The sequence below is a fragment of the Xanthomonas dyei genome (assembly GCF_002939865.1).
Classification (GTDB): Bacteria; Pseudomonadota; Gammaproteobacteria; order Xanthomonadales; family Xanthomonadaceae; genus Xanthomonas; species Xanthomonas dyei.
Map to the genome: position 1 here is coordinate 1 of NZ_MDEE01000057.1, position 23,344 is coordinate 23,344.

A 23,344-nucleotide genomic window follows, 5' to 3' on the forward strand; every position below is an offset into this window, starting at 1 on the left:
CCTTGAAGCGTGCACCATGCGCGCACCTTCTTCCACACCCTGGCCCAGCAAGCACTTGATCTCGCAGAAAAAAATGTGGGGAAACCTCAGTGCCGGACCCGGTTCTGGTCGAACGCGATGATGTGATCTTGCGCGTCACCGCCACCGCAATTTGCGGCTCGGATCTGCATCTGTACCGCGGCAAGATTCCGGACCTGCGCCCTGGCGATATTCTCGGCCATGAGTTCATGGGTATCGTTGAAGAGGTCGGCCCGGACGTGACGGCGGTGAAACCGGGCGACCGCGTGGTGATTCCGTTCGTGGTGGCGTGCGGGCGTTGCTTCCACTGCATGCTGCAAGAGTTTTCTGCCTGCGAAACCACCAACACCGGCAAGGGCGCTGCGCTCAATCACAAGGACATGCGCCCGCCTGCGGCCCTGTTTGGTTTCAGCCATCTCTACGGCGGGCTGTCCGGCGGGCAAGCCGAATTTGTGCGCGTGCCCAAGGCCAACGTCGGGCCGCTGGTGGTGCCGGATGCGCTACACGACGAGCAAGTGCTGTTCCTGTCCGACATCCTGCCCACCGGGTATCAGGCTGTCGTCGATGCGGGCGTCAAGCAGGGCTCCACGGTGGCGATCTTTGGCGCCGGCCCGGTGGGCCTGATGGCTGCGGCGTGCTGCCGCATGCTGGGCGCAGAACGCATCTTCATGGTCGACCGGCATGCGTACCGCCTGGACTTCGCGTCGAAGGCATACGGCGTGATTCCAATCAACTTCGATGAGATCGACGACCCGGCCGATGTGATCGTGTCGCAGACCGACGGTCGCGGCGTGGATGCCAGTATCGAGGCAGTGGGCTTCGAGGCCGAAGGCAGTGCGATCGAAACCGCGCTCACCAACCTCAAGCTGGAAGGCAGCAGCGGTGTGGCGATCCGCCAATGCATCGCGGCCACGCGGCGCTGCGGCGTAGTCAGCGTGCCCGGTGTGTATGCCGGCTTCATCCATGCCTTCATGCTCGGCGATGCCTTCGACAAGGGGCTGAGCTTCAAGATGGGCCAGACGCATGTACAAAAACACATGCCGTCTTTGTTGGAGCGTATCGGCAACGGTGAGCTCAAGCCCAATGCCATCATTTCGCACCGCATGTCGCTGGCCGATGCGGCGCAGGGCTATGCGTTGTTCGACAAGAAGCAGGATGCGTGCCGCAAGGTGGTCCTGACACCGTAAGCGTCGCATCCCAGCACGTGAACCAACAAGGCCCGGTCACTGACCGGGCCTTGTTGATTGTGATCACCACACACTTGCCTCACCGCTCGGCGGCTGACTCATCGTGATCGCCGCGCTCAGTCCAGCGGCTTGGCCGGCACAAACGGCGACACCGGGTCGCTGGCCGGGAAGGTTTCTTCCACTGCCTCGTCCTGCAGTGCGTCCTGCTTCTGCTTGTCGCGGTGTTCCTGGTCGTGACCTGCGGAATGCTCGTGCGCAGATGGATGCGGCTTGGATGTATTCATGGCGGCGCTCCCGATGCGTGCTACGGACACCCCCACGCGACGGCGCGCCATCGATAGCACGGGTGAAAACCGTCTTCGCACCGGCGTGACAAAGACAACGCGGCGCACCGGCATTCTTGGGGCCAGTTACTCAGCGAGCGCGGCAATCCAAGGCCGGTACCGCGAACCACCTGCATCGAACACCCTCACATCCGGGCACCACAACGCCGCGCGTGATCTCGGTGCGTCGGCGCGTCGCTGCAGCGCCGGCAGGGGTGTTGCCGTCAGCGGGCAACTCCAGCAACGCCGTCGCGCAGCCTGCAATTCCCGCGATATGCGTTCAGGACAGGGCCTGCGGGTGCCGGTTCACATCCGGGCGCGCGCAGGGTGTATGGTGGAGTTGCGGCCGGAGACCGGTGTCGCCTTCACTTCAATCTGGCCTTTTCCATCAAGACTCTCTGCGAACGCTGCGACGCCGTCTGTTGCCGGCTCACCGTCATGGTCGATCCATCCGACCGCATCCCTCAGCATCTGACCAGCGTGACACCGCAAGGCTGGCACGTGATGGCGCGCGACGAGGAAGGCTGGTGCGTGGCCCTCGATTCGGCGCGTATGTGCTGCTCGATCTATGAAACGCGCCCGGCGATCTGTCGGCGTTTCGTCATGTCCGGCCCGTATTGCCGCGACGTGCGTGCCACCTACGACGATCAACGCCGGCGGGGCATCCCCTTGACGCTCTACAACGCATGAGGATTCGCGATGAATAACTCCCGCCGCCAGTCGATGACCGTCAGCAATCAACCAGGCAAGCCGCGCTTGTCCGAACAACGTCTGGCCGCCGACCTGGAAGCGTTTCAGCAATCCGGTGGCGCGATCGAGCGCCTGGGCGACACGCCGCTGCGTCGCGACAAGAAGCGCGGCGCGCCCGAGACCGCCGTGGTCACACCCGCCAAGGCGCCCGACGCCGTCGAGTAAGCCTTCGCTGGCAGGCGCGCTGCGCCTTAGCCTGCGCTTGCGTTCGTTTTGAGTGCGGCAAATGCGTTGCGCATAGCGTCAAGCGCTGCAGCACCGCGCATGCTGGGGTCGTGAATCGACCGCCTCTTGCGCAGTTCGCTTTTGCCTGCCACGTGATCGATCCAACGTCACCCCGAGGTGCATTGCGACTTACCGGCAGGTTGCCGCATTGATCCACTCACGCAGAACAGCTGCGCGTTCGGCCAGATCCACCGCATCACGCAAGCGCCGTTTCTTCGCATCCGTTGTGCACGTCACCGCCCTTGCCTGCAGCCGCTTGCTGCCGACGGGCCGTCAGATAGCTGCGCCATTGCCCACCCAGCGCTGCACACAGCGCATCGGCCGCCAGCGACTCATGCACGCACGCCAGATTGAGTTCACGCTGCCAATGAATGCCGGGTTGGCCGCCCGGCCAGGGCGTCATGCGATACCCCGCCGGCAGCATCACGCCCGGCAATGATGCGCCACATCGCATCTGCCCATCGTGCGGGCCGCCGACCAGATGCACACGCACGCCTTCGACTGTTTCGCTCACACCTTAGCTCCTCAACGAGGTGCCGGATCACCGCATCCGGCACGGGTTGGGGGCGCCGCTGCATTGGCGGGCAACGCAGGCGCGTCGCATCTCCACTGCCCAGCGCATTGCGATAGCGCCCCGACCGACACTGCGTGACCGGCGAAGATCACGCAGTGCCATCGATGCGCCAACCGTAAAAATGCGCACAGCAGGTGTGCGTGAAAACGACAGAAAGATTGGGTGAGCGCGCGGGCCGTCACGCATGCGACGGTGGCGCAGAGCGCACCGCGCGGTTGCGGCAGCCGCACGCCAGCACCAGACCGCGGGAGGCAGTTACAGCAGCTGCGCGCGATCGATAGCGCCGAACCGTTGCGCCAGTGAGGCCATTTCGTTGGCCAGATTGATCATGTTGCCGCCGGCCTGCGCCGCGACGCCCATAATGCGTTGGTAGGCGTCCCAAAAGTCCGGTCCACTGCCATAGGCGTCGTGGAACCCTTGCAGCTCCAAGACCAGCAGATCGGACACTTGCATGTCGGAGTGGTCCATTGCATTCCTCGTTGGGGATTTCCCCGGCCGGCAGCTTATACCCGTTCACCTTACAAAACGCAGGCGATTCGGCGACGGCGCCCGCCAACCTGAATTGGTTAGAGAGATGGCCGAAAACGCAGCTGGAACGATGTGTCCATCGCGCCCGGGCTCGCCCAACGGCACGGTTTTTATGCTGCCTAGGTCACTACATAGCTCAACTGCACGGTCGTGCTCGTCAGCACGCGATCACCGGCACACAGTCGTCAGAGACGCACATGGCAGGTGATCTGGCGCTGCCCGACCTGCATCGGTATCAATGCAGAAAACTTCCAATCAGAGCGACTAACACCACGTCGCGAGCAGTCGTCAGGTGGGTGCGGCTGGCGCGCTCAGAACCGCAGTGTACGGAAGGGTACATGCGCACCGAGCACGGGCCGCGCATGCCTGGCGATGAGCACTGTCGTTTTGTTAGCTGCGCGCAGTGTCAGGTGCGCCCAATCGCATGCACAGCAGCTAGCACATGGATGCATCGTCCGCGGCTTGATGCCTTAGAGCCGCTAACAAAACTACTGTGCAGCCGCCAGGCGGGCGCGGCCGGTGCTCGGAATCGGCATGTACCACCCGTACACTCCGGTTCCTCCGCGCCGTCCACACCCACCTGACGACTGCTCGCTACGTTTTGTTAGCCGCTCTTAGCTCCATCGCCAGCCCAACACGCGAGTGCTTGCTGACGGCACTGACCCCGCTACAGACATCGGTCGGCGCCACACCGCTTTTTTCCTTCTGCACTTACCCCGCTCTGCGCAGCAGTTGCGCCAACAGCTTGTCCAGCGTGATCGGATAGTCGCGCACGCGGATGCCGGTGGCGTTGTAGATCGCATTGGCCAGCGCCGGCGCCACGCCGGTCAAGCCCAACTCGCCCACGCCCTTGGCCTTCAACGGCGACATGGTGGGGTCCACCTCGTCGATGAAATGCGCCTCCAGATGCGGGATATCCGCATGCACCGGCACTTCGTAGCCGGCCAGGTCGTGATTGACGAACAGGCCCAGCCGCGTATCCACCGCCAGCTCTTCCATCAACGCCGCGCCCACGCCCATCACCATGCCGCCGATCACCTGGCTGCGCGCGGTCTTGGGATTGAGGATGCGCCCGGCCGCGCAGACCGCCAGCAGCCGGCGCACGCGAATTTCGCCGGTGTCGGCATCCACCGCCACCTGCGCAAAGTGCGCGCCGAAGGTCTGCTGCGCGTACTGCTGCTTGAGCGTGCCGTATTCCATCGCATCCTCGGCGACCAGCTCGCCGTGGTCGGCCGCCTGCGCCAGCGGGATGGCGCGGCCGCCCACGTGCACCATGCCATCGGCAAACCGGGCCTGGTCTGCGGCAATGCCCAGGCGCTGCGCCACTGCCTCTCGCAGCTGCATGCAGGCGGCATAGACGCCGGCAGTGACCGAGGCAGCGCCCTGCTGCCCGCCCGAGCCGGGCGTTTCCGGAAAGCTGGAATCGCCCAGCCGCACCACCACCTGCTGCAGCGGCACGCCGAGCAGTTCGGCCGCGGTCTGCGCCACGATGGTGTAACTGCCGGTGCCGATATCGGTCATGTCGGTTTCGATGGTCAGCGTGCCGCTGCGGTCCAGCCGCGCACGCGCACCGGCCTTGGAAATCGGCGCGCCGCGAATGGCGCTGGCCATGCCCATGCCGATCAGCCACCGGCCATCGCGCACGCTGGCAGGAGTGGGATTGCGTTGCGACCAGCCGAAGCGTTGCGCGCCGCTGCGCAGGCAGGCCACGAATGGGCGCGTGGAGAACGGGCGCTGCGACTGTTCCGGGTCCACCTGGGTGTCGTTGACGATGCGCAGCTGCACCGGGTCCATGCCTACGCGCTCGGCCAGCTCGTCCATCGCCACTTCCAGCGCCATCATCCCCGGCGCCTCGCCGGGCGCGCGCATGGCGTTGCCTTCGGCCAGATCCAGCACCGCCAGCCGTACCGCAGTCATCCGGTTGGCGCCGGCATACAGCGCACGGGTGGACAAGGTGGTCGGCTCGCTGCGACCGCCGCGCAGATTGCCCGACCAGCTCTCATGGCCAATGGCGGTCAGCCGCCCGTCCGCAGTGGCGCCCAGGCGCAGGCGCTGGATGGTGGCAGGCCGGTGAATGGTGCTGTTGAACATCAGCGGGCGCTGCAGGGCCAGCTTGACCGGCCGCGCGGTGATACGCGCAGCTAGCGCGGCCAGCACCAGATCCGCCTGCGCGGTGCCCTTGCCGCCAAAGCCGCCGCCAATGAACGGCGACAGCAACCGGATGCGCTCCTTCGGCACGCCCAGTGCCCTGCCCAGATCGCGCGTGCCCCAGTTCATCTGCTGGATGGCGGTGTGGCAGATCAGCTGCTCGCCCTCCCAGCGCGCGATGGTGGCGTGCGGTTCCATCATCGCGTGCGCCTGGTCGGGGGTGCGGTAGGTGGCATCCACGGTGAACGGCGCGGCGGCATAGGCGGCGGCGAAATCGCCTTGTGCGGTCTGTGGCGGCCCGCCGAACGGGGCCTGCGGCGCCACCGGGGCGCTGGCCTGCTGGGCGGCCAGGTCGTATTGCCCGCGCTCGCGCGCATAACGTACCCGCACCAGCGCCGCACCCGCACGGGCCTGCTCGAAGGTCTCGGCCACCACCACGGCCACCGCCTGGTGGTAGTGGTCCACCTGCGGCGCGGCCAGAAACCGCTGCACGTAGAACTCGCCGGTGCCCAACGTGGGAACGTTCTGGTAGGTAAGCACGGCGATCACCCCGGCCGCCGCCTGTGCGACGGCGGTGTCCATCTGGGTGATACGGCCCTTGCCGATCGCCGCGCCGACGATGTAGCCGTAGGCCATCTGCCCAGGCTGGTCATGCCATTCATAGGCGTAGCGGGCCTGCCCGGTCACCTTGAGCGGCCCGTCCACGCGGTCGACCGGCTGGCCCAGCACCTTGAGTTGGTCGCTGGGGTTGGGTCCTGCGGGAGTGTCGAACTTCATGCGGATGCTCCTGAGGGGTGCGGGCGGCCTGCGCCGCAGCGGCAGGTCTGCGATGGCGTCAGATCTGGAGATGGCTAATGCCTGGGCGCGATGGCAGCCTTGCATGGCGAGCGCCGGCTGCTCTGCTGTGGTTGTAGCAAACCCGCGCGCCGCGCGATGCCACGTAGGCGGCATGCGGTCATGAATTTCGCTCATGAATCGGCGCAAGCGCAGGCGCCGCAACCATCTCACCTGACGCTGCCGGCTCGATCGATTGCAGCGGCCGTCTGCGCTGACGACGCCCCGGCCAGTCACCTGCCGCCACAGCCCGACTCCCGAATGCCACCCTGACCGCAGTTCTGCCCAACCATGAACCTCACCAGCCACCGCAGCGCACGCCCGGTGTCGCCGGCCGACCCGCTGTCATTCCCGTGTAAAATGCGCGGTCTTTGACCGGAACAATGGCGAAAGCTGCTCCACGGGCGCCCCTCTCGGGCCCGGCGTTCATTCGCCTGCTCGCACGCCTCAGCGATGTCCGCGTCGCCCAGTCCAACCATGCGCTGGCCGACCGGCTGAGCCAGTGGATCGACTGGACACGCGCCGTGGCCGTGTCCAAGGCGCTGGATGGCAAGCTGCCCGAGACCGACGACCTGCCAGAACCGCGTCCGCTCGATGCCGACGCTTGTGCGCGCGTGCGCGCTGGCCTTGCGATCAGCAGCGTGGCCGATCTGGATGCCCTGGTTGCGCGGCTGCGTAGCGAGGCGCGCGCTGCGACGGACAGTGATGCACAGCCGCCAGTGCCCGACTACGCGCCGTTCCGGCAGCACTACCTGGCGATGCAACGCGCCATGCGCACCGCCACCGGCGATTTGCGTGGGCGGCTGCGCGACCTGCTGGCGCTGGTGTCCAGCGACATGGCACGGCTGGCCGAAGTGGATGCGGTGATGGAGCTGACCTTGAGCCCGCGCGAGCAGACCTTGTTGAACACCGTGCCGGGCCTGCTGGGCACGCATTTCGACCGCCTGCGCGAGGCCGGGTACGCGCACCGCGCGCCAACCGATCAGGAGATCGCGCCGCGCGCGGTGTCCGATGGCTGGCTGGATGTATTTCGTAAAGACATGCAGAGCGTGTTGCTCGCCGAACTGGATGTTCGTTTTCACCCGATCGAAGGCCTGCTTGCAGCGCTTCGTACCCGCTAACTGGGACGTCATGTTCAAAACTCTTGTACACGTGTGTGTGTTTCTCGTCGGCCTGTTGGCGGTTTGCTGGGTCGGGTTCGGCTATCTGGGCAACAACCCGCTGGGCGCCTGCGTCGCGGCGGTGATCGGCGCGTGTTACCTCGCCGGTGCGTTGGAGCTGTCTCGCTATCGTCAGGCCAGCGCCACGCTGGACACTGCGGTGACCGGGCTCACCGCTGCACCATCGGCGCTGGACGCGTGGCTGGAGCAGCTGCACCCGAGCCTGCGCAATGCAGTGCGTCTGCGCATCCAGGGTGCGCGTGTGGCGTTGCCGGCGCCGACGCTGACGCCGTATCTGGTCGGCCTGCTGGTGTTGCTGGGCATGCTTGGCACCCTGCTCGGCATGATGGCCACGCTCAAAGGCACCGGCTTTGCGCTGCAAAGCGCCACCGACCTGCAGTCCATTCGCGGTTCGCTGGCGGCACCGGTGGAAGGGCTGGCATTCGCCTTCGGCACCTCCATCGCCGGCGTTGCCACCTCGGCCATGCTGGGCCTGTTGTCGGCGCTGTGCCGACGCGAGCGGCTGCAGGCCGTGCAGCGGCTGGATCTGAAAATCGCTTCCGAATTGCACCCGCACTCTGATGCGCACCAACGCAGCGAAGCATTCAAGCTGCAGCAGCAACAAAGCGCATTGATGCCGGCATTGATCGATCGCCTGCAGGCATTGATGGGCAGCATCGAGCAGCAGAGCATCGCCGCCAACGAACGTCTGGCCGCACAGCAGGCCGAGTTCCACGCCAGAACCGAAGCGGCCTACACGCGGCTGGCCACGGCGATGGCGCAATCGCTGCAGGCCGGCGTCGCAGACAGCGCGCGCGCGGTTGGCGCGGCGTTGCAGCCGGCGATGGAGACCACCATGGCCAGCATCGCACGCGACACCGCCGCGCTGCACGCGCAGCTCACCCAGGCCGTGCAGCAGCAGCTGGACGGCATCAGCAGCGGGTTCGATCGCAGTGCCAGCAGCGCCGCGCAACAGTGGACCACCGCGCTTGCCGCACAGGAACACGCACAGCTGGCGCTCAACACGCAGCTGCAGACCACGCTTACGCAGATCGCCCAGCACACCACTGCATTGCAGGAGGGCGTGAGCACAGCGGTGCAGCAGCAACTGCATGGCCTCGACGCCGGCTTCAAGGACAGCGCACGCACTGCGGCCGAGCACTGGCAGGCCGCACTGGCCGCGCAGGAGCGTACGCAGCAGGCGCTCATCGAGCAGATGCAGGCCATGCTGGCGCAGGTCGAGCAACGCAGCAGCGCCCTGCAGGACAGCGTCGGCGCCGCCGTGCAGCAGCAGTTACGCGCACTGGATGACGGCTTCGCACGCAGCACCGCCGCCAACGCCGACACCTGGGCAGCGGTGCTTGCCGAACAACAACGCACCACCCAAGCGCTCGGCACGCAGTTGCAGGCAACGCTGGAACAGCTGGCCGAGCAGACCACCACCTTGCAGCACGGCGTGCAGCAGGCCGTGCAACAGCAGCTGGATGGCTTGACCAGCGGCTTTGAGACCAGCACTGCCGCCACGGCAGCCAGCTGGACAGCCGCAGTGGCCGAACAGCAGCGCGCCAACCACATGCTCACGCACGATTTGCAGAACGCATTGACGCAGTTCGCCAGCACCTTCGATGCGCGTTCGACCGCGCTGGTGGATGCGGTGTCCAGGCGCATGGAACAGTCCAGCAGCGAGACCGCCACTGCCTGGAGCGATGCGCTCGCGCAACAGCAACACGCCAGCGCCGCATTGGCCACCCAGCACCAGAACGCACTGGCCGCCGCAACCGCCAGCTTCGACACGCATGCCGCAGGCCTGGTCGGCACCTTGCAGCACTCGCACACCGAGTTGCAGGCCGCGCTGGAGGCGCGCGATGCGCAGCGTCTTGCCCTGTGGAGCGAGCGCTTCACTGCGATGAGCGCCACCTTGGCCACGCAGTGGGAACAGACCGGCGAGCGCGTCACCCAGCAACAGCAGGCCATCTGCGACACCCTGGCCAGCACCGCCAGCGAACTGTCCACGCAGGCGCAGGCGCAAACCAGCGCCACGATTGCCGAGGTCTCGCGCCTGATGCAGATCGCCTCCGAAGCGCCCAAGGCCGCGGCCGATGTGGTGGCCGAACTACGCCAGAACCTGTCGGAAAGCATGGTGCGCGACACCGCCATGCTGGAAGAACGCAGCCGCCTGCTGGCCACGCTGGACACCTTGCTCAACGCGGTCAATCACGCCTCCACCGAACAACGCGACGCCGTCGATGCGCTGGTCACCACCTCGGCGGACCTGCTGCAGCGCGTGGGCAGCCAGCTCACCGAACAGATCGGCAGCGAAACCGGCAAGCTCGGCGCAGTGGCCGCGCACGTCAGCGGCAGCGCGGTGGAAGTGGCCAGCCTGGGCGAAGCCTTCGGCATGGCGGTGCAGTTGTTCAGCAGCTCCACCGGCGAACTCAACGAACGCCTGCAACACGTGGCCACCGCACTGGATGCGTCGCTGGCGCGCAGCGACGACCAGCTGGCGTATTACGTGGCGCAGGCGCGTGAAGTGGTGGACCTCAGCATGCTGTCGCAGAAGCAGATCATCGAAGAACTGCGACAGCTCGAGGGCCGCCGCAGCGATGCCGGCGCAACGGAGCAGGCATGAGCGACGAGATTGAAAGCGACGGCGACTCGGGCACCCCGATCTGGGCCGCATTCGGCGACCTGATGTCGGTGTTGCTGGGCGCGTTCGTGCTGATCCTGGTCGGGGTGATCGGCGTGCAGCTACAGCTGTCCAGCCGTCTCGATCAGGAGGTCAAACAGCGCCAGGCCGAAGCGCAACGCCGCAAGACCCTGGAACAGGCGCTGGCCGCGCCGCTGGCTGCCGGACGCGTCACGCTGGTCGATGGCCGCATCGGCATTCGTGGCAACGTGCTGTTTGCGTTCAACTCCGATCAACTGCAGCCCGAAGGCCGCGAGGTATTGAAGTCGCTCGCGGCGCCATTGGCGCAGTATCTGAGCACGCGCGAGGAACTGCTGATGGTCAGCGGCTTTACCGACGACCGCCCGGTGCTGGGCGGCAACCGTCGCTATGCCGACAACTGGGAATTGTCCGCGCAGCGCGCGCTGACCGTGACCCGTGCACTGATCGCCGAAGGCGTGCCGGCCGCATCGGTGTTCGCTGCGGCGTTCGGCGCGCAGCAACCGGTGGACTCCAACGCCGACGAAGCGCGCCGCGCCAAGAATCGCCGTGTGGAGATCGCCCCGATCGCGCGCCCATCCGGTGCGCAGCGCGCCGCGCCAACGCAGGCCGCCGCCACGCGATGAGCACACCGGCATCCGCACGCGCGCGCCTGGAGCGTTGGCGCAGCCAGGGCGCCGACCGGCTGGACCCGGTGCGTTTCCATCTGATGCAGACCCTGGCGACGCGTGCCGAAACGCAGGCCGATGCAGTGCGTGCGGTACTGGAACAAACGCTTGCCGGCCTGGTCGATGCGTATGCGGCCACCGTCAAGAAAACTGCGCGCGGCGCAAAGGCCTGCGTTGCGTCGCAGCCAACGCAGCGTAGCCCGCTCGGCGTGTTGATCGACCAGCTGGCAGGCCACGCCGCGTTGATGGAAGTGGACAGCAGAAAGACTGCGGCCGCCGATGCGCAGCTGTTTCCGGAGCTGCCGGCGCTGGACGATTTCCGCCGCACCTGGACCACGGTGCGTACCGCCAGCCAGGTGCGTCAATCGCTGCAGGACGCCCCCAAGGATGCCGGCCCGCTCAATTCCAGCGTGCTGGTGCATCGCTGCATCACCCTGATGCGCGAACGCTCGCCCGGCTATCTGCAGCACTTTCTCGGCTATGTGGATGCGTTGTCGTGGCTGGAGCAGATGCAGCACGGCGGCGTGCTGGCCGACGACACGGCCGCACCGCCGGCAGCCGGCAAGAAGCGCAGCCGTAGCGGCACCTCGAAGCGGCGCAGCACTGGGTGATTGCGGTGCTTGTGTCATTCACCGTGCAAGGTATTTAGCGACTGCCGCACGTCACGCGGCGCAGCTACGCTAGCGTCAACGCATAGTGACCGACCCGCCGACGCTGCATCGTCTACGCGGCTGATAGAGACGCCGACCGATCGAGAGATCGCTTCGAGCTGCATCGTTAGACCCCCGCATAACGTCCACGACGCGTAACGCATGCGCACGTCCCAGCGACTACTTGGGGCGGGTAAAAACTTAGCGAGCAATGGTCGGGGGAGTGTGGACTGCATGCTCAGAAGCGGAGCCTGCGAGTGGCGCATGCCGCACCGAGCACCGAGCATCGACCGCGCCCACCTGGCGCGGAGCGCAATCGTTTCGTTAGCCGCGCTTAGCTGCCCTGCGGCGCCGGCTTGGCGGCAGCATCGAAACGCGGCGCACGCGGGAAGTCGTCGCGGGTAAACGTCCGGTCGCGGAACAGGTATCCGTAATAGAACGTACGCAATGCCTGGTGATAGGCGCGAATACGCGCCTGATAAGCCAGTTGCGCCTGCAGATCGGTGTGCGCCAAGCGTGTGAGCGCAGCCTGCACTGCCACCGGCGGCAATACACTGGCCACGCGCCGCGCCAGCGCTTCGCGGCGCAGCAAGCCCTGACGATAGGCGGCGACCTGCGGGGCGACCTGCTGATCGCCGTTTTCGTGGAAGGCGAGATACCACTTGTAGTGAAACGCATCGGTCAACGGCGGCGAATCCGCCCATTGGGGATTGCTCGCGTAGAACCGTTGCATGGTGGCCTGACGCGGAATATCCCAGGCGTGGTTCACCGCCTCGCGTTGCAGCCGCGCAATTTCGGTGCCTTGATCGACCGGTACTGCCTGATTGATCACCACATGCGCCAAGGCCGGCGCCACCAGCGCCAGCACCACCCAACAGGTGGCCAGCGCCGTGGCATGCGCGGCCGGCCGCCAATGGATGCGGCCCACCAGCACTGCCAGCAGTACCCAGAACAGCAGATACGCACACGTCAGCGCCAGTACTACCAGTTGCTGCAGCAACGGCACCGCATTGAGGTTTGCAGCGATCGCGAACGGCACGCACAAACACGCCAGCACCGCCACCGCGCGTACCACCACGCGGCGCATCAGCAAGGCGGTGCCCGCGCCTGGCAATGCCGCCAACATGCGCGCACGTCCGGCCTCGCGCTCGCCGGAGCGCAGATCGAACAGCAACGCGATCACGAACAGCGGCAGCAGAAACACCAGCACAAAGGCGTAGTCGAAACGCCCGGCCAGCGCCAGCTCGGGGTTATAGCTGTCGCCATCGTAGATCTGCGCTTCCAGACCCAGCGCGCGTATCCGCAAGATGTACGGCGACACATCGCGCATGCCCACTGCGGCGAAGGCCAATGGCGATGGCGTGTCCCAGGTCGGGTGGAAACTGTAGTACGCCGCGCTGCCGGCATCGTTGGAGCGCGCGACATATGCTTCCACTGCCGCGCTGTCTTCCCGTTGCAGCGGTGCGATGCGTGCGATGTTGGCGCGTTGCGCATCGATGACGTGCTGCACGGAGAGCAGGCTGCACACCGTCAGCAGGGCGAGCAGCAGCAACCCGGCCACGGCCGCGCGTGCGCGCAGCAACAACAGCGCTTCGTATTTCCACAGCACCATCAGCGTGCAACTCCCACGCGCCGCCCGGCGGCCAGCAACATGCACAAGGCGGCCAGCATCCAGGCCGCGATCAGACCCAGCGGCGCAGCTGCCGCGCGTACGACGTCGGCATTGGACGCCGGGGTAAAGGTAAACACCGGAATGCGCTGCCAATGCGCCGACGCAATGCGCTTGCGTTGATCGGCACCGGCATCCTGCGCGGTGTCGTCGGCCATGCTCACCACATCGGCCTGCAGCTGATTGAGCTGTTGCACCAGCGTGTAACGGTAACGCTCGGCCTGTGCGAGAAAGCGGTCGTGCGCGCGCAGATCGGTTTCTGCCAGGGTCATCGAAACCTCGCGCAACGCCACCGTCGGGCTCAGCAAGGCAAACGTGCGCACCAGCAGATTCTGCTGTTGCTGGATGCGTGCATCGCGCGCCGCGTAGCGCTCGAACAGGCTGGCAGTGAGCCGCTCGCCTTCCAGTGCCAGCAACCCTTTGTAATTGACCGGCAGGTCTTCCACTCGTCGTACGCCGTAACGCGCCAGCACCTGTTGTTTGAACTGTGCAAAGTGCGGGTCGTCCGGGTTGTGGCTGTCGCCGAGCGTGCGCAGGTCGCGCTGGATGGCCACATCGGTCTCCAACCGCGTGGGCAGCCGGTACGCTGCACTGGCTACATCCGGCGCCACGCGCGGCACCAGCAGGGCCAGCCACACCCACAACGCCAGCGACACCAGCAGCGCATCGCGGCCGCGCCGGCACAGCATCGACACCGCCAACACCAGGCCACACCACACCAGCAAATACACGCCATAGGCCAGCACCAGCAGCGCGACCAGCACCGCTTGGCCCGGCAACAACGCGATCGGTATCAGGCCGACCAAGGCCGGCAACAGACAGATGCCGGCCACGGCGGCCAGCGCGAGATATTTGCCGCCGAGCAATTGCCGGCGCGTGGCGCCCTGCAGCAACAACACGCGCAGCGTGCCGGTCTCCTGTTCGCGGGCCACCGCGCCATACCCCAGAAACACCAGCATCAACGGCGCCAGCACCTGCAGCACGAAGGCCGGTTTCAGTTGACCGAAGCGCACCAGCAGCGAACTCTGACGCACATCGCCAAAGTTGGCGGTGTTCTGACGATGGCCTTCCAGAAACATGCTGTTGCCGGTGAAGGCATCCACGCCCGAATCGAACGCGGCCAGGGCCGGCAACGGGCGATAGATGAAATGACCGTAATGCACCACCCGATGCGGGTGACGGTCCGGCTGCGCGTCGAAGGCCTGCTGCGCGACCTGTTGCTGACGCGCACGGAATTCGGTGACCTCACGCTGGTGATGCGCGGCGGTCAAAGCCGCCACCAGGGTCAGCAGCATCAGCAATACCACGCCGATGGCGGCGGAGCGATTGCGGGCCATGAAACGCAGCTCTTCGCGCGCAACCAACCACACAGGGCTCATGCACGCACGCTCATGCAGCGCGCTCGGGCGGCCGTGCAAAACGTGCGTGCAAGGTACGTACATCGAAGCCGCTTTCGGCTGCGCCGATGTCTTCGACGATGCGCCCGTCTTCGAGAAATCCAATCCGGTCGGCCACGTCCACCGCACCCAGCAGATCGTGCGTGACCATCAGCACCGCACCGCCGCGCTCGCGCACGCCACTGACCAGATGGTTGAAGTCGGCAATGGCGCGCGGGTCCAGCCCGGAGGTGGGCTCATCCAGCAACAGCACCGGCACCTGCCGCAGCGTGGCCACGGCAATGGCCACCTTCTGGCGCATGCCCTTGGAGAAGCCGGCCAGTCGCTGGCTCCAGGCTTCGCGCTGCAAGCCTGCGGCCGCGAACGCCTGGCCGATGGCGGCCTGGCTGCAGCGCTGCCCGGCGAGCGCAAGCAGGTAGTCGGCATTTTCCAGCGCGCTCAGATGCTCGTAGAGCGCGACGTTTTCCGGCAGATACGCCAGCCGCGCGCGTGCCTTGCCGGGCGCGGCGACCGGATCGATGCCGTCTACCCGCACGCTGCCGGAGACGGGTTTGACGAAGCCCAGCAGCGCCTACAGCGTGGAGGATTTGCCGGCGCCATTGCCACCGAGCAGCGCGTACACGCTGCCGGGCGCGATGTGCAGATTCAGCCCTTTCACCACCGCGCGCCCGGCATAGGCGACGTGCAGATCGTGGATGGAAATCGCGGCGTTTGGCTGTAGGAGCGAAGGCATGGCGTCGATGGGCGAACAAAATGATACGTTATCACATTGCTTGTATTGCCTAAATCCTTCGGCTCGCTCGACTCGATGGTCGGGAGGCGTCGACCGCATGGGTGACGCTGATTTGACGCTGCCGGCGGCCACGGCAGCGGGTGACACGCCACCGTGCCGGTCAACTCTGCTGCAACCAAGGCGGCCGCACTACACGCCGGTTCGCACGCGCCGCGCCGTCGCGCTCAAGACAGCATCCGCACAATCAACGCGCTAGCGCCACTACGAAACCCGAACGCATCGCCCAGTCATCGACGCAGCGCAGGGCTCACCACATGCACATGCGCAGCCATCAGCTCGATCACCCAATCGATGAAGACCCGCAGTTTGGCGCTGACGTGGCGATTGGGCGCAAACGCGATCGACAAGGGCATCGGCTCCAGCTGCCAGTCTTCGAATACCGGTACCAGCTCGCCGCTGGCCACGTGTGCGGCGGCCATGTACACCGGCAGCCACAACACGCCCATGCCGGCCAGCCCGGCGGCGAGATAGGCATTGCCGTCGTCGGCGGCAACGACATGCCGGCCGTGCACGGTCACCGCTTCGTCGCCACGTTGGATCGCGTAGGGCACGGTGGTGGTGGTGCCCCAACGCATGAAACCGACGCAGCGGTGGCGGGTGTTTTCCAGCTCGGAAGGATGCGCAGGCATGCCCAGCCGTTGCAGGTAACTCGGCGCCGCATACACACCGGTCTTCAGGTCGCCGACCCGGCGTGCGATCAACGATTGATCGGCGATGGTGCCGCCGCGCACCACGCAATCCACGTTCTCGCCGATCAGATCCACGCGCCGGTCGCTCACGCCCATGTCCAGCTGGATATCCGGATAGCGCGCATGAAACGCCGGCACCGCCGGCATCAGGATCAAGCGCGCAAACGAGCTGGGCACATCCACACGCAAGCGTCCGCGCGGTAGCGTCGATGCATCGGACAAGCTGGTTTCGGCATCGTCCATGTCGGCCAACAGGCGCACCACACGCTCGTAATAGGCGGCGCCGTCGGCGGTCACGTGCACACGGCGGGTGGTGCGGTTGAGCAGCGTCACCCGCAACCGCGCTTCGAGCTGCTGCACCAGGTGCGTCACGCTGGCACGGCTCATCTCCAGCGTGTCGGCGGCCTTGGTGAAGCTGCCGGTCTCAACCACACGCGCAAACGCCTGCATCGCATCGAACCGGTCCATCGCCACTCCTCCACCAAGATTGTTTGGATTCTACAAATAGTGTTGGTCGCGCCTGCGGATTTATCGCGCATGGCCGGGCGCTTAGGGTGGGTGTCCGTTCTGTCGAACTTCCAAGGAGAGTCTCATGGGCACACGTGACGTTGTTTTTCCGCAGGGCCGCCACGCGCTGTACGAGCGCCATCGGTATTCGCCGGCGGTGCGCGCCGATGGGTTGATGTTCGTCGCCGGCCAGGTCGGCAGCCGCGAAGACGGCTCGCCTGAGCCGGAGCTGGACGCAGAGATCGCGCGTGCGTTCGCCAATCTCGATGCCATCCTCGGCGCCGCCGGCTGCACATCGCAGGACGTGGTCGATGTCACCTGGTTCATGGTGAACCCCGAGGTCGTGTTCGATGCGGCGTGGGACCGCTGGGCCAGCTACTGGGGCCCGGCGCCCTACCCCGCCGTCACTGCCGTCGGTGTGACCTGGCTGGCCGGCTTCCGCTTCGAGATCAAGGTGGTGGTCAAGTTGCCCAGCGCCGGTCAGTGATCGCCGCAACACGTGCCGCCCCACGCTGCGGCCGGATCGGAAATGCCCCTCTTTCGCACGCACTGCGGAAGGGGGTTTTTTGTGTCTGCCGGCGCGACGATGTGGTGATGCGGCGCCGTTGCCAGGCGACGCGCGCGTACTTGGTGCGTCGATGAGCTTCGCGGCGTGGAGACCGACCATGCCCACGCACCAGAGGGTAGGGACGCCACTGCCGACTCTTGGCGTCCGTGGCTGCCCAGACGCTAATCGCGGCGTATCGCAATGTGCTCCGACGCGCCGTCTGAAACGCATGATTCAGTTGCGTATACATCCGCTCCAGGCATACCCATTGGATTATCGCTCGCGCCATGTATGCACGAAAATGCGTGATACCCATCGCACCTCCGTCGAAAAAAATGGTGCAAGCGCACATTCCTCACGCTTACGTCACCAACAAGAAACATTTGCATGCGATAGCTGATGTGCTCGCTAGAGACCGAGCCAACCTGTCCCCCGACCAGCGCACTTTCCGCTGAACGTCGATCTGCTCAACGAGCAGTCGGCGGTGGCGTTGTGCGTCCGAACGATTCCAAGGAGATTCACTCCCATGCGCGTCAGGACCCTGCTTGCCGTTCTGCTACTCACCGGTTTCAGTGCCGCGGCCCAGGCACAAGTCGTCACCCTCAACAAGGGCGGTTACACGCTGCGCTACGACTGCACCAACCACACCGCGCTGCGCTACGAATACGTACTGCAAGCCGACACCGGATCGGCCGCGCGTCCATCCAGCTTCAACCTGGACACCGAACTGCCCAGCGGCTGCGATCGCGGCCACCTGGTGACTTCCAACCACATGGATTACAACGCGACCTATATCCGTCGCGCCAATCTGATGTCCAACATCGTGCCGCAGGTATCCAGCTTCAATCAGGGCATCTGGGTGCGCGCAGAAAACGTGGCCGAGTGCTATCGCGATATCGCCAGCGTGCAGGTCTATGGCGGGGTGATCTACAGCGACACCAGCAACGACTATTTTCTGAGCAGCCACGGCATTCGCACGCCGGATTTCTTCTGGAAGACCATCATCACCGCCAACCCGGGCGGCGGCACGCGCGCCATCAGCTGGCTGATTCCCAATAGCGCCAATCTGGGTTCGCTGGACAGTTACATCGTCAGCATCGACGAGCTTGAAGACCTGTACGGTGCCAGCACCATCGGCATCACCGCACCGGCCGCGGTCAAGGCGATGCTGCCCGCCACCACCTGGCCGCAGCCGAGCAACTGCGACCTGGGCTGAGTCGCCTACGCAGGCAGCGACGGCCCAGCCCGGTGACGTCGGGCTGGGCCGTTTGCAACTGGTCGCAGTTGTCCGTGTGGCAACTAGCGTGCCGATAAGTGCTTACAAGGTTGCGCGAGGCAGGATATGCGCAGTGCCCTGCGGTACTGCCATCGCTGCGGTTCAACCGCTTCTGCTGGCGATCGAGATTTGCAGCATGCTGCTGCATGCACGCTAATGCGCGGCGTCGAGACCATCAAACCAGTCCGCAGACGGCGTGTTCTTGACCAGATGCCGAGTGAGGTCGTCGGCACCGTCGGTCCACCACACCGGGCCGCGTGCTCCCAACGCACTCTTGGCCGCATCGACCTTGGCGCGTGCGCGTGCCAGCTGCTGCGCATCATCGCAGCGCTTGGCCGCCTTGACCGCACGGCGTGCATCCATCAGCGCGCCGACCAGGGCCACCCACACCTCTGCGCTCAAATGCGGATTGGACGTGCGCCACAGCCGGCCACGGACGATGAGGTAGGCCCCGTCTGGCGTGGTGAGCGGCACGTGGGCGGTGCTCATGGCCCTCTACCGGACACATGCCTCATGGCAAGCGCCGGTCACGCCACAGGCGCAAAGCGCGGCCGCATCACGCCATCCACGTCCACCTGTTCCACGAACATCGCGTAGGGCCGCACCCACAGGCCAATTTCGCTGTCCAGCGGCCGATACAGCACCAACGGCTCCAGGGTTTCGCTACTGCGAACGACGCCCAGCACTTCGTAGCGGCCGCCCTTGAAGTGGCGGTACTCGCCCAGCGCAATGGTGGGTAATGGCGGCAACATATCCATGGTATTCAACGCGATCGGTGGCTGTGCAGTGTAGGGCGGGCGTTGTGTGCTGACGAGCCAGGTGCGCGTGGATCCGCGTCTGCATGCCCACGCGTGGTACGACAACGCCGCGCCGCACGGCAGTCGGGCACGCAGGCCGGTGGCGGCGTCTGGATTGTCGACGCGATATCCAGCTGCGACGGCCTGCCCCGACATCGGCGCAGTATTGCTTGTGCTTACGCACCCCGCTGCACCTGCTCAAAAGTCCGTGCAGCTGTGCTGCCTCAAAGGCTATGCGTCTTCGTCGATATCGCCTTCGATACTGTCGTCGTCATCGATCTCGCTGTCCTGCGCCGGGCCCTCCTGCAACAGGTCTTCGTTCTTGCCGGGTACCTTGACTCCGTTGGGCGGGCTGGGATCATCGATCCGCTCGTTGCCGTTTTCCTGGGTACGCATGCTCATCTCCTGCGACAGAAGGCCGCCTGGCCACCCTCCTCCCGGCGCCGTGATATGCATGTGTGGTTTGCGTATGGCGACGTGCCTCGTCATCAGCGCACGAACACATTGCAGCTGTGGTCGGTTTTGCGACCTCGGCGGGCTAGGGCAAGGCCGGAAGGACACAGGTCAAGTGGCGGCGGCGAGGCGCTTAGGGTTGGGAGCGGCTTGCCACGCTGTGTCGTTAGATAACTGAGTCAGCCTGCAGCACAGCGGCCTTGCATCCGCCCGCGATCTGTCGCCGTAAATACAAAAAACTAATCGAGAAACGCCCATGCCGAGCCTGCTCTGCGATCTGGAAGACCTGCTCGCCGCCTGGAAGGCGGAAGCGCACACCTTCGACGCCTGCAACATGCCGGCGTCCGCACTTGCCGTGCGCGATTGCCACCGACGGCTCACCGGGTTGATGGCTGCGCATGCGCTTGTGCCAAACGCATCGAGCACCGCCGCGACCAGCAACGCGACAACCAGCTCGGAAGCTGCCGTGTAGTTTCACGCGTCATCGCACCTGCGCAGCGGTGAAGTCGCTGGCCGGCGCATGCCGCACGGCCGGCGATGCCGCATATCGCACAACTATTCCGGGCACCCCAGCAAACTGGGGCACACCGCATCCGGATAGATGGCCTCAGTCGTCGCCGCTGGCCCGCTCGCCCATCAATTCGCGCTCGCGCTTTTCCAGCTCTTCGGCGTAGCGCTTGCGCACGAATCCTTCAGACAACACGCCAAGCACCCGGCGGTCGGTATCGATCACCGCCAGCTCGTCGGCTTGCGTCGCATCGAAGACCTTCATGATCGCCACGATGTCGGTGTCTGCCCGCAGCGCCGCATCGCGATGTCTGGCGTAGTCGCTGACCGGCGCATCCGGCTGCACGTTGTCGGCATACAGCACTGCCAGCGGCACCACACCGGCATAGTGCCCGGCTGCATCTTCCAGCACCACGCGCTGGGTCGAACCTAGCGGAAAACGCCGCCGGAATTCGCCAACGCTGATGTCGTGCGCGGTGTGATTGGCATCCTTGCGCATCATCTTGCCGGCCGACAGATTGCGGACCCAGCCCACGTCGCGCGCGCTGCGGATGTTTTCGCCACGCAGATGCAGCCGCCAGGTCGAGAACGAATAACCGAACACCTGACGCACTACCGTATTGGCCACCAGCACCGCCGCCATCACCGCGCTGGCCAACACAAAATCGTGCGTGCCCTCCAGGATCAGCATCGCCATGGTCATCGGTGCACCCACGATTGCCGCCGCCAGGGCGGCCATACCGACCAACGCGGCGCTGGTCGCGTCCACCACCGCCGCGCCCACCAACAGGTTCACGGCCACTGCGAACAAACTGCCGACCAACGAGCCCATGAACAGGGATGCAAAGAACAAGCCGCCACGGAAGCCGAAACCCAGCGAAATGCCCGAGGCAACGCACTTGAGCACCAGCAGCGTGGCCAGCACCTGCAAGGTGGTGCTGCTGGTCATATCCAGGTGCAACGCGCCGTGGCCGGAGGACAGCACCTGTGGCGAATACATCGCCAACGGAATCAGCAGCAACCCGCCAATGACCGGACGCCCCCACAGCGGCAGATTGATGCGCCCTACGCTGCGCTCGATGCCAGCCACCAGGCGCATGACGGCGATGCCGATCAACGCGCACACCAATCCCAGTGCGACGTAGATCGCGTAGTCGCGTGGCTGCAACTGGTACGCCACCGCCGCCGGTAACGAATACGGCGCTGCGCCCAGCGCACTGGCCATGAACGCGCCGGCCAATGCCGCAGCCGCTACCGGCGCCAACGCCGATGGCGTGTAGGCGCCGATGACGATCTCGAACGCGTAGAACGCACCCGCCAGCGGTGCACCGAAAGCGCCGGCAATGGCACCCGCCGCACCGGCACCGACCAGGGTGCGCATATCCGCGCGACGCACCCGCAAGATGCGACCGAGCTGCGAGCCGGCGCCGGACCCCATCTGCGTATACGTTGCCTCCAACCCGACCGATGCGCCGAAGCCGTTGGACAACAAGGTCTGCACCGCAACGATCAGGTTATCGCGCATCGACATGCGCCCGCCGTGCAGCGCATTGGCTTCCACCGCATCCACCAGCGGCCGCTTGCGCCGTCGCGCCATCAATGCCACCAGGCCCACCAGCAGCCCGCCCAGCGGCAGCACCAGCAATTGCGTGGGCGTGATCGAGGTTGCCGTGCTGAGCCGCGCATCCGGCCCGAGCCCGTACAGCCAGGCCTGCAACGCGTGCGCGATCCCAGCCTGCAGCACCATCAAGGCGGCAGCCACCAACCCCACCAGCGCAGCCAGCCCGATAAACCACAGGTCGTTGGCGCGCAACTGCCGGCGCAACCACTCGACGGGTCGGCGCAGCTGCGCGGCAGTGGACGGCTGCCCGGGAAGGATGTTGTGAGACTGTGGCTGCATGGCACCAGGGGTGACTGGATCAGCACGTCGGAAGTGGCGACGTCGGCTGTGGTACCTAGTGTGCATCAGCGCTGCTGACCTGACCCAATCCGGCAGCCACAGCCCCCCGTCCCCTGCGCTGGAGTCTGGATCGCCCTGCGCGGCATGCTTGGTTGCTAGAGTTGGCGCTGGCGCCGCATGGCTGCGGGCCATGGCGACGCCCTGCAGCAGTGTTCGACAGACAACAAGGAGCCTCGATGTTCAACCTGCTGCTGGTCGTGATGGCGATAGAAGGCGTTCTATCGCTCACCTGGAACCGCATGTACTTCGGATGGGGCCTGCCGGTGTTCCGGCGCCGGATTCCGGCAAGCCGTCAGGCGCTGGACTGTTTTTCGCTGGCGCAGGTGGAACAGGCGCTCGATCAATCGCGTTGGCCGGCACTGAGATTCCATCCGTTGTCCGAGCATGTGTACGCGTTTCGCGAGACGTTTCTGGTGATCGTCGGCCCGGTGTACCCACCGATCATGCGCGGGCGCATCGTGGTCGACCGCAGGCACCGCGAGATCACGATCACCGGCGACTGCAACTGGACCATGGTGTATCTAGTGATTGGGATTCTGGTTCCTGCTGCCATCATCAAGCCAGGCGTAACGCTGATGTTCGTGGCCATGCTCATGGCGGTCTATCTGCTGCAACGCAGGCGCTTCATCAGTGTCGGAACCGCCGTACAGACACTGCTGCAGACCAACACCACCCCGCTCATCCCACGCGCGCCGGACGCATCCAGACACGCATCGCCGGAATGACAGCTTTAGGGAACCTCTGAACAAAGCACGGCAGATGCGCGACACTACTCGCCTCGTGTTGAGGAATCATCCATGCAACTGACGTTCGGCGACGCTGAGGGCCTGGGCAAGCGCAAGCAGACCCGGCGCGAGATCTTTCTGGCCGAGATGGAGCAGGTCGTTCCGTGGCAGCAATTGCTCGGTCTGATCGCTGCACACTATTCGGTGTCGGGACGGCCAGGTCGGCAGCCGTACGCACTGGCGACGATGTTGCGGATTCATCTGCTGCAGCAGTGGTATGCGTTGAGCGATCCG

The 23,344-nt window shown here is 65.5% G+C and carries 23 protein-coding genes, 2 other RNA genes and 1 pseudogene; 13 read left to right on the top strand and 13 right to left on the bottom strand.

From position 1 onward, the window contains the following. Nucleotides 1-89: 89 nt before the first annotated feature. On the top strand, nucleotides 90-1,205 hold the full coding sequence (locus XdyCFBP7245_RS21625; RefSeq protein WP_104617443.1) for a zinc-dependent alcohol dehydrogenase: 1,116 nt from the start codon (nucleotides 90-92) through the stop codon (nucleotides 1,203-1,205). Nucleotides 1,206-1,321: 116 nt separating this feature from the next. Here XdyCFBP7245_RS21625 and XdyCFBP7245_RS24225 read toward each other — a convergent pair whose 3' ends face one another. After that, the gene (locus XdyCFBP7245_RS24225) at nucleotides 1,322-1,489 is read right to left on the bottom strand and encodes a hypothetical protein (RefSeq protein ID WP_170068744.1); all 168 of its coding nucleotides are present in this window, start codon (nucleotides 1,487-1,489) and stop codon (nucleotides 1,322-1,324) included. 477 nt (nucleotides 1,490-1,966) lie between these two features. Between XdyCFBP7245_RS24225 and XdyCFBP7245_RS21630 the strand changes: the two genes are divergently transcribed. Further along, nucleotides 1,967-2,218, top strand: coding sequence for a YkgJ family cysteine cluster protein (locus XdyCFBP7245_RS21630; RefSeq protein WP_046965021.1), 252 nt, complete (start codon nucleotides 1,967-1,969; stop codon nucleotides 2,216-2,218). A 9-nt stretch (nucleotides 2,219-2,227) separates the two neighbouring features. After that, on the top strand, nucleotides 2,228-2,443 hold the full coding sequence (locus XdyCFBP7245_RS21635) for a hypothetical protein (RefSeq protein WP_104617445.1): 216 nt from the start codon (nucleotides 2,228-2,230) through the stop codon (nucleotides 2,441-2,443). Nucleotides 2,444-2,699: 256 nt separating this feature from the next. On the opposite strand, the gene XdyCFBP7245_RS21640 is transcribed toward XdyCFBP7245_RS21635, so the two are convergent. The 3 genes from XdyCFBP7245_RS21640 to XdyCFBP7245_RS21650 form a co-directional block, all read right to left on the bottom strand. Continuing rightward, nucleotides 2,700-3,017 carry a hypothetical protein gene (locus tag XdyCFBP7245_RS21640; protein WP_228323381.1) on the bottom strand — a complete coding sequence of 106 codons (318 nt, stop codon included), beginning with the start codon at nucleotides 3,015-3,017 and terminating at the stop codon, nucleotides 2,700-2,702. A gap of 315 nt (nucleotides 3,018-3,332) precedes the next feature. Next, entirely contained in the window at nucleotides 3,333-3,545 is a 213-nt protein-coding gene (locus XdyCFBP7245_RS21645; protein ID WP_104617446.1) for a hypothetical protein, read from the bottom strand. A gap of 322 nt (nucleotides 3,546-3,867) precedes the next feature. Beyond that, nucleotides 3,868-3,945: non-coding RNA, sX9 sRNA (locus XdyCFBP7245_RS21650), on the bottom strand. Between the two features lie 194 nt (nucleotides 3,946-4,139). Here XdyCFBP7245_RS21650 and XdyCFBP7245_RS21655 point away from each other — a divergent pair. Continuing rightward, nucleotides 4,140-4,215, top strand: a non-coding RNA gene (locus XdyCFBP7245_RS21655) — sX9 sRNA. Between the two features lie 101 nt (nucleotides 4,216-4,316). On the opposite strand, the gene paoC is transcribed toward XdyCFBP7245_RS21655, so the two are convergent. After that, nucleotides 4,317-6,530, bottom strand: coding sequence for an aldehyde oxidoreductase molybdenum-binding subunit PaoC (gene paoC, locus XdyCFBP7245_RS21660; protein WP_104617447.1), 2,214 nt, complete (start codon nucleotides 6,528-6,530; stop codon nucleotides 4,317-4,319). 440 nt (nucleotides 6,531-6,970) lie between these two features. Between paoC and XdyCFBP7245_RS21665 the strand changes: the two genes are divergently transcribed. The 4 genes from XdyCFBP7245_RS21665 to XdyCFBP7245_RS21680 are packed head-to-tail and all read left to right on the top strand — an operon-like array spanning nucleotide 6,971 to nucleotide 11,691. Continuing rightward, the gene (locus tag XdyCFBP7245_RS21665; RefSeq protein WP_170068745.1) at nucleotides 6,971-7,708 is read left to right on the top strand and encodes a DUF3348 domain-containing protein; all 738 of its coding nucleotides are present in this window, start codon (nucleotides 6,971-6,973) and stop codon (nucleotides 7,706-7,708) included. A 10-nt stretch (nucleotides 7,709-7,718) separates the two neighbouring features. Beyond that, nucleotides 7,719-10,376, top strand: coding sequence for a DUF802 domain-containing protein (locus XdyCFBP7245_RS21670; RefSeq protein WP_170068746.1), 2,658 nt, complete (start codon nucleotides 7,719-7,721; stop codon nucleotides 10,374-10,376). Continuing rightward, a complete protein-coding gene (locus tag XdyCFBP7245_RS21675; RefSeq protein ID WP_104617450.1) occupies nucleotides 10,373-11,038 on the top strand; it encodes an OmpA family protein in 666 nt (221 codons plus the stop codon). Before XdyCFBP7245_RS21670 ends, XdyCFBP7245_RS21675 begins: the two co-directional genes overlap by 4 nt. Further along, entirely contained in the window at nucleotides 11,035-11,691 is a 657-nt protein-coding gene (locus XdyCFBP7245_RS21680; RefSeq protein WP_104617451.1) for a DUF2894 domain-containing protein, read from the top strand. Before XdyCFBP7245_RS21675 ends, XdyCFBP7245_RS21680 begins: the two co-directional genes overlap by 4 nt. A 373-nt stretch (nucleotides 11,692-12,064) precedes the next feature. Here the strand turns inward: XdyCFBP7245_RS21680 and XdyCFBP7245_RS21685 are convergent, their stop codons facing one another. The 4 genes and pseudogenes from XdyCFBP7245_RS21685 to XdyCFBP7245_RS21700 all read right to left on the bottom strand — a co-directional run bounded on the left by XdyCFBP7245_RS21685 (nucleotide 12,065) and on the right by XdyCFBP7245_RS21700 (nucleotide 16,746). Then, a complete protein-coding gene (locus XdyCFBP7245_RS21685; protein ID WP_104617452.1) occupies nucleotides 12,065-13,342 on the bottom strand; it encodes a DUF3526 domain-containing protein in 1,278 nt (425 codons plus the stop codon). Next, nucleotides 13,342-14,778, bottom strand: coding sequence for an ABC transporter permease (locus XdyCFBP7245_RS21690; RefSeq protein WP_104617453.1), 1,437 nt, complete (start codon nucleotides 14,776-14,778; stop codon nucleotides 13,342-13,344). Before XdyCFBP7245_RS21690 ends, XdyCFBP7245_RS21685 begins: the two co-directional genes overlap by 1 nt. A gap of 10 nt (nucleotides 14,779-14,788) precedes the next feature. Beyond that, nucleotides 14,789-15,529: pseudogene (locus tag XdyCFBP7245_RS21695) on the bottom strand (ABC transporter ATP-binding protein). 287 nt (nucleotides 15,530-15,816) lie between these two features. Further along, on the bottom strand, nucleotides 15,817-16,746 hold the full coding sequence (locus XdyCFBP7245_RS21700) for a LysR family transcriptional regulator (RefSeq protein WP_170068747.1): 930 nt from the start codon (nucleotides 16,744-16,746) through the stop codon (nucleotides 15,817-15,819). 124 nt (nucleotides 16,747-16,870) lie between these two features. Here XdyCFBP7245_RS21700 and XdyCFBP7245_RS21705 point away from each other — a divergent pair, with 124 nt between their 5' ends. Further along, nucleotides 16,871-17,272 carry a Rid family hydrolase gene (locus tag XdyCFBP7245_RS21705; RefSeq protein ID WP_104617455.1) on the top strand — a complete coding sequence of 134 codons (402 nt, stop codon included), beginning with the start codon at nucleotides 16,871-16,873 and terminating at the stop codon, nucleotides 17,270-17,272. Between the two features lie 586 nt (nucleotides 17,273-17,858). Continuing rightward, nucleotides 17,859-18,548 carry a DNA/RNA non-specific endonuclease gene (locus XdyCFBP7245_RS21710; protein WP_104617456.1) on the top strand — a complete coding sequence of 230 codons (690 nt, stop codon included), beginning with the start codon at nucleotides 17,859-17,861 and terminating at the stop codon, nucleotides 18,546-18,548. Nucleotides 18,549-18,761: 213 nt separating this feature from the next. Here the strand turns inward: XdyCFBP7245_RS21710 and XdyCFBP7245_RS21715 are convergent, their stop codons facing one another. The 3 genes from XdyCFBP7245_RS21715 to XdyCFBP7245_RS24230 all read right to left on the bottom strand — a co-directional run bounded on the left by XdyCFBP7245_RS21715 (nucleotide 18,762) and on the right by XdyCFBP7245_RS24230 (nucleotide 19,801). Next, complete coding sequence (locus XdyCFBP7245_RS21715) at nucleotides 18,762-19,097, bottom strand: hypothetical protein (RefSeq protein ID WP_104617457.1); 336 nt, start codon at nucleotides 19,095-19,097, stop codon at nucleotides 18,762-18,764. A 38-nt stretch (nucleotides 19,098-19,135) separates the two neighbouring features. Continuing rightward, entirely contained in the window at nucleotides 19,136-19,366 is a 231-nt protein-coding gene (locus XdyCFBP7245_RS21720) for a DUF1653 domain-containing protein (RefSeq protein ID WP_104617462.1), read from the bottom strand. Nucleotides 19,367-19,636: 270 nt separating this feature from the next. Continuing rightward, nucleotides 19,637-19,801: a hypothetical protein gene (locus XdyCFBP7245_RS24230; RefSeq protein ID WP_170068748.1), complete on the bottom strand. Its 165-nt coding sequence runs from the start codon at nucleotides 19,799-19,801 to the stop codon at nucleotides 19,637-19,639. A gap of 313 nt (nucleotides 19,802-20,114) precedes the next feature. Here XdyCFBP7245_RS24230 and XdyCFBP7245_RS21725 point away from each other — a divergent pair, with 313 nt between their 5' ends. After that, nucleotides 20,115-20,330: a hypothetical protein gene (locus tag XdyCFBP7245_RS21725; protein ID WP_104617458.1), complete on the top strand. Its 216-nt coding sequence runs from the start codon at nucleotides 20,115-20,117 to the stop codon at nucleotides 20,328-20,330. A 135-nt stretch (nucleotides 20,331-20,465) separates the two neighbouring features. On the opposite strand, the gene XdyCFBP7245_RS21730 is transcribed toward XdyCFBP7245_RS21725, so the two are convergent. Beyond that, entirely contained in the window at nucleotides 20,466-22,265 is a 1,800-nt protein-coding gene (locus XdyCFBP7245_RS21730) for a chloride channel protein (protein WP_104617459.1), read from the bottom strand. A gap of 236 nt (nucleotides 22,266-22,501) precedes the next feature. Here XdyCFBP7245_RS21730 and XdyCFBP7245_RS21735 point away from each other — a divergent pair, with 236 nt between their 5' ends. Both XdyCFBP7245_RS21735 and XdyCFBP7245_RS21740 read left to right on the top strand, forming a co-directional pair. Beyond that, entirely contained in the window at nucleotides 22,502-23,050 is a 549-nt protein-coding gene (locus XdyCFBP7245_RS21735; RefSeq protein WP_104617460.1) for a hypothetical protein, read from the top strand. Between the two features lie 72 nt (nucleotides 23,051-23,122). Then, nucleotides 23,123-23,344 (top strand): transposase (locus XdyCFBP7245_RS21740; protein WP_146091707.1); only part of this gene is annotated, 222 nt, incomplete at its 3' end.

Bases quoted from the DNA above. Each gene is read 5' to 3' on its own strand.
- XdyCFBP7245_RS21715 (WP_104617457.1), bottom strand. From the start codon at position 19,097: ATGAGCACCGCCCACGTGCCGCTCACCACGCCAGACGGGGCCTACCTC.
- XdyCFBP7245_RS21680 (WP_104617451.1), top strand. From the start codon at position 11,035: ATGAGCACACCGGCATCCGCACGCGCGCGCCTGGAGCGTTGGCGCAGC.
- XdyCFBP7245_RS21700 (WP_170068747.1), bottom strand. From the start codon at position 16,746: ATGGACCGGTTCGATGCGATGCAGGCGTTTGCGCGTGTGGTTGAGACC.
- paoC (WP_104617447.1), bottom strand. From the start codon at position 6,530: ATGAAGTTCGACACTCCCGCAGGACCCAACCCCAGCGACCAACTCAAG.
- XdyCFBP7245_RS21725 (WP_104617458.1), top strand. From the start codon at position 20,115: ATGCCGAGCCTGCTCTGCGATCTGGAAGACCTGCTCGCCGCCTGGAAG.
- XdyCFBP7245_RS21705 (WP_104617455.1), top strand. From the start codon at position 16,871: ATGGGCACACGTGACGTTGTTTTTCCGCAGGGCCGCCACGCGCTGTAC.
- XdyCFBP7245_RS24225 (WP_170068744.1), bottom strand. From the start codon at position 1,489: ATGAATACATCCAAGCCGCATCCATCTGCGCACGAGCATTCCGCAGGT.
- XdyCFBP7245_RS21645 (WP_104617446.1), bottom strand. From the start codon at position 3,545: ATGGACCACTCCGACATGCAAGTGTCCGATCTGCTGGTCTTGGAGCTG.
- XdyCFBP7245_RS21710 (WP_104617456.1), top strand. From the start codon at position 17,859: ATGCGCGTCAGGACCCTGCTTGCCGTTCTGCTACTCACCGGTTTCAGT.
- XdyCFBP7245_RS21690 (WP_104617453.1), bottom strand. From the start codon at position 14,778: ATGAGCCCTGTGTGGTTGGTTGCGCGCGAAGAGCTGCGTTTCATGGCC.
- XdyCFBP7245_RS21675 (WP_104617450.1), top strand. From the start codon at position 10,373: ATGAGCGACGAGATTGAAAGCGACGGCGACTCGGGCACCCCGATCTGG.
- XdyCFBP7245_RS21730 (WP_104617459.1), bottom strand. From the start codon at position 22,265: ATGCAGCCACAGTCTCACAACATCCTTCCCGGGCAGCCGTCCACTGCC.
- XdyCFBP7245_RS21685 (WP_104617452.1), bottom strand. From the start codon at position 13,342: ATGGTGCTGTGGAAATACGAAGCGCTGTTGTTGCTGCGCGCACGCGCG.
- XdyCFBP7245_RS21735 (WP_104617460.1), top strand. From the start codon at position 22,502: ATGTTCAACCTGCTGCTGGTCGTGATGGCGATAGAAGGCGTTCTATCG.
- XdyCFBP7245_RS21670 (WP_170068746.1), top strand. From the start codon at position 7,719: ATGTTCAAAACTCTTGTACACGTGTGTGTGTTTCTCGTCGGCCTGTTG.
- XdyCFBP7245_RS24230 (WP_170068748.1), bottom strand. From the start codon at position 19,801: ATGCGTACCCAGGAAAACGGCAACGAGCGGATCGATGATCCCAGCCCG.
- XdyCFBP7245_RS21720 (WP_104617462.1), bottom strand. From the start codon at position 19,366: ATGGATATGTTGCCGCCATTACCCACCATTGCGCTGGGCGAGTACCGC.
- XdyCFBP7245_RS21635 (WP_104617445.1), top strand. From the start codon at position 2,228: ATGAATAACTCCCGCCGCCAGTCGATGACCGTCAGCAATCAACCAGGC.
- XdyCFBP7245_RS21630 (WP_046965021.1), top strand. From the start codon at position 1,967: ATGGTCGATCCATCCGACCGCATCCCTCAGCATCTGACCAGCGTGACA.
- XdyCFBP7245_RS21665 (WP_170068745.1), top strand. From the start codon at position 6,971: ATGGCGAAAGCTGCTCCACGGGCGCCCCTCTCGGGCCCGGCGTTCATT.